Raw genomic sequence first — 2,961 nt, 5'->3', positions numbered from 1 at the left:
TAAAGCGTTTAGCCATTTTTACATCTCCAAAGATTAAAATTAAACTATCTTTAGAGGGACCGATTGTCCAGTATCTTGGCTAGGATCATACAGCTTTTCAGACAAAAGAATTCCCTAGGGTTTATAGAAATGTGGAAACATTTAACCCTAATAAATCCTAGGTGATTCATCGTTTTTGATGAAGCTAAAGTTATGCAACGCTTTTATCAAATTTTTAGAGAAAAGACGTACAAAAAAATTCATTGAGCCATGACTACTCATTATCCTTTTTCATAACAGGTCTGTGCTTTGATTTAGGCTTTTGTCCTGTGGTGAATCTTTTCTCTTTTATGCTCCACTCGCTTAATGAACTAAATAAGCTCTTGTAACATATGTATGGTAAAAAGCTTTCTATAAATGCTTTCCTAGTCACTTTGTCTGTAGTCTCTATTTTTAAAGATATTGCTGAAAGCTCGCTAATTCCATCTAGCATAGCCCGATGATCCAAACGGTAATCAATCTTTATACCCCCAAAAGTCGCAACATCCATTAAGTTTTTAAAATTTATAGTTTTTTTATTATATTTATGGATAAATTTTTCTAAAGAGTTATTTAGATTATCTTGAATATTAATGCCTTGTAAATTCGATTCATACTTAAAAATCAAGGTCAGATCTGCGTACAATGTATTGTTTTTTCCGATTTCGAATACTTTTTCATCCCAACGGAGTATATATCCTCTTAACCAACGTAATGGTTGCGTTGAGCGACCAACACGGAGAAATTCTGTCAAAATTGCTGATTGCTCTTTTTTACTCAAATAACCCGTATCCATACCATAAAATTGAATATGGACTCGATGAACAAGTACATCCTCTTCAAGAAGAAAGAAAGCATAATCTGATAATTTCTTAAATGTTTTATCTAGATATTTAAGATGCATTTTATACAAATCTTCGCTTAGTCTTGATTTAAAATTTTTCAAGATATCTTCTTGCTCATGGATTGTTTCAGCTGTTATTGGTTGCTCATACAGTCCCAAGATTCGCTGTTCATAATTTTGAAGAAAATTTTTAAATGCATTCATATTTTCCGAAGTGTAATCAATCGTTGTTAGGAGCAAAAAAGAACTGCACTCAATTTTTAATTGCTCCAAAAGGGTAAACCAAATACAGCCTAAACGAGTCAGATTATCGCCATAAAACTTGAGTGAACGATTCTTATTAGAAATACTAGCTGTATCAACAAAATTGAATAATTTTGGGATAACGGTTTTCAATGTTTCGCAAAAAAATTCTATTGAATAGAGCAAACTGTCATATGTCGTTTTATCATTATGGCTAATTGGGAATAAAGCTGACGGGAGATCCATCAATTTAACTTTATTAAGATAGTCTTGTGCAACTTGAGGAAGATGCTTGAGATCTATTATTTTTTTAGTTTTAATATCAACTTGTATTTCAGCAAATGAAATTGGTTCTTTTACAACAGGCTCTAATATTTTCTGAAAAGTATTTGGGGACAAAAACAAAGAACCTATTGGAAGCACCTCAATAATATGAGTTTTTTCACATGCTTCAAGATTCAACCCAATTACTTGATTCACGCTAAAAAAATAACTGTAGACCCAATACCAACAACTATAACGAGATTCTTCATTATTTTTAATAAGACCTGTAGCCTTACGATCACGATATTTACGCAGAATATTCCCCCAATTTTTAATATCGTAATTTGCTGAAGAAAATCCAGGCATTCTTTTCAGCTTTTTATCCAATTGAGCAATAACTCCATCTTCTGAAAAATTAGAGACCTTACAATTGAACATTAATACGCAATGCAAATTTATGCCTATCTCCTGCATTGGCTCCAATCTTAATAAGGAACTTTGCAAATTCTCAATTTGACCAATCAGCTGATGTACTATACTTATTTTAGCATTAAGTAATTTAAATAAATTATCATAGCTCTTTGAAGCATCTTGGAAAGAGGCGTATAGCTTGATATCTAAGCACATTACATACATTTGCCCAAATTGATCTAACGTACGATTAAAATATTGAAAGTAATCCTCTTCCTCATCAGAAAAACTAAAGGTTTCTTTAACCTCTTCATCTGTTTTTATTTTTGCTTTTAACATTTCAGATATTTCAGAATATCTCTTTGCTAGATCCTCATCTAAAACACCTTCCAGACTCATAGCACTATTCGTACAAAATTTATTTAGTTTAAAAGTCTCATTGAATAGTGCGACCACATTTCTTTGACCACCCCACTTTCCATCAACTTCAGACTCAAGCATATATTGCATAAACTTTGTACAAGAAAAAATCTCCACCCCTTGCCAGTCAGGTAATAAATCAGAGGAATATTGCAAAGTGCGTATCTCACCTAAGAACTGATTTCTTTGAATCTCGTTCAATTTTTTAAATATTATCTCAGCAGATCTAACATCATTTTTAATCCTTACAAGCCACTGATCATAGTGCTGAATGAGATTTATTGAATCACGAAAAATAAGAAAGTTTTGGCGCCGATCCTCTTGTTTAATTTCATCATAGCTAACGCTATATCTATCTCCAAGCAAATCAAACATCTCTTCCTTTGAAATTTTAGGTAAATATATATTTATAGCCATCCAAACCCCTTGATTTACGTAACTTTACTCTCTTTTAAAGAGTTGTTATTCAGTTAATTAATTAACATTATTCCACAAAATAAAACCAATATTCATACAAATTATTTTTATTATTCTTTAATATTTTAATTAGATTAAGCGAAATAAAATTCACTAAAAATGAATTCTTTCTTAGCTCCTCACTATCCCTTTCCCTTTCTTCAGATGAAAAAAAACCTAAAATCCTTTTGGACTTTAGGTTTTGAATTTTATAATTAGATCTCTTGCGAAAGTTAATTTAAGAGCGTCCAGTTCACCATTCCAGCAATTAAATTCATTCTTAGACCAAATCGTTTCCGTCTATT

At 31.5% G+C, this 2,961-nt stretch carries 1 protein-coding gene; it reads right to left on the bottom strand.

The window, feature by feature from the left end:
* Positions 1 to 253: 253 nt before the first annotated feature.
* On the bottom strand, positions 254 to 2,617 hold the full coding sequence (locus NI464_RS15615) for a hypothetical protein (protein WP_253139497.1): 2,364 nt from the start codon (positions 2,615 to 2,617) through the stop codon (positions 254 to 256).
* Positions 2,618 to 2,961 lie beyond the last annotated feature (344 nt).

Origin of the sequence: Acinetobacter lwoffii, from assembly GCF_024129685.1 — a bacterium.
GTDB classification, from domain to species: Bacteria; Pseudomonadota; Gammaproteobacteria; order Pseudomonadales; family Moraxellaceae; genus Acinetobacter; species Acinetobacter lwoffii_X.
Note: the sequence above shows the minus strand (reverse complement) of the source record. Positions and strands in the feature narration are given on the sequence as shown.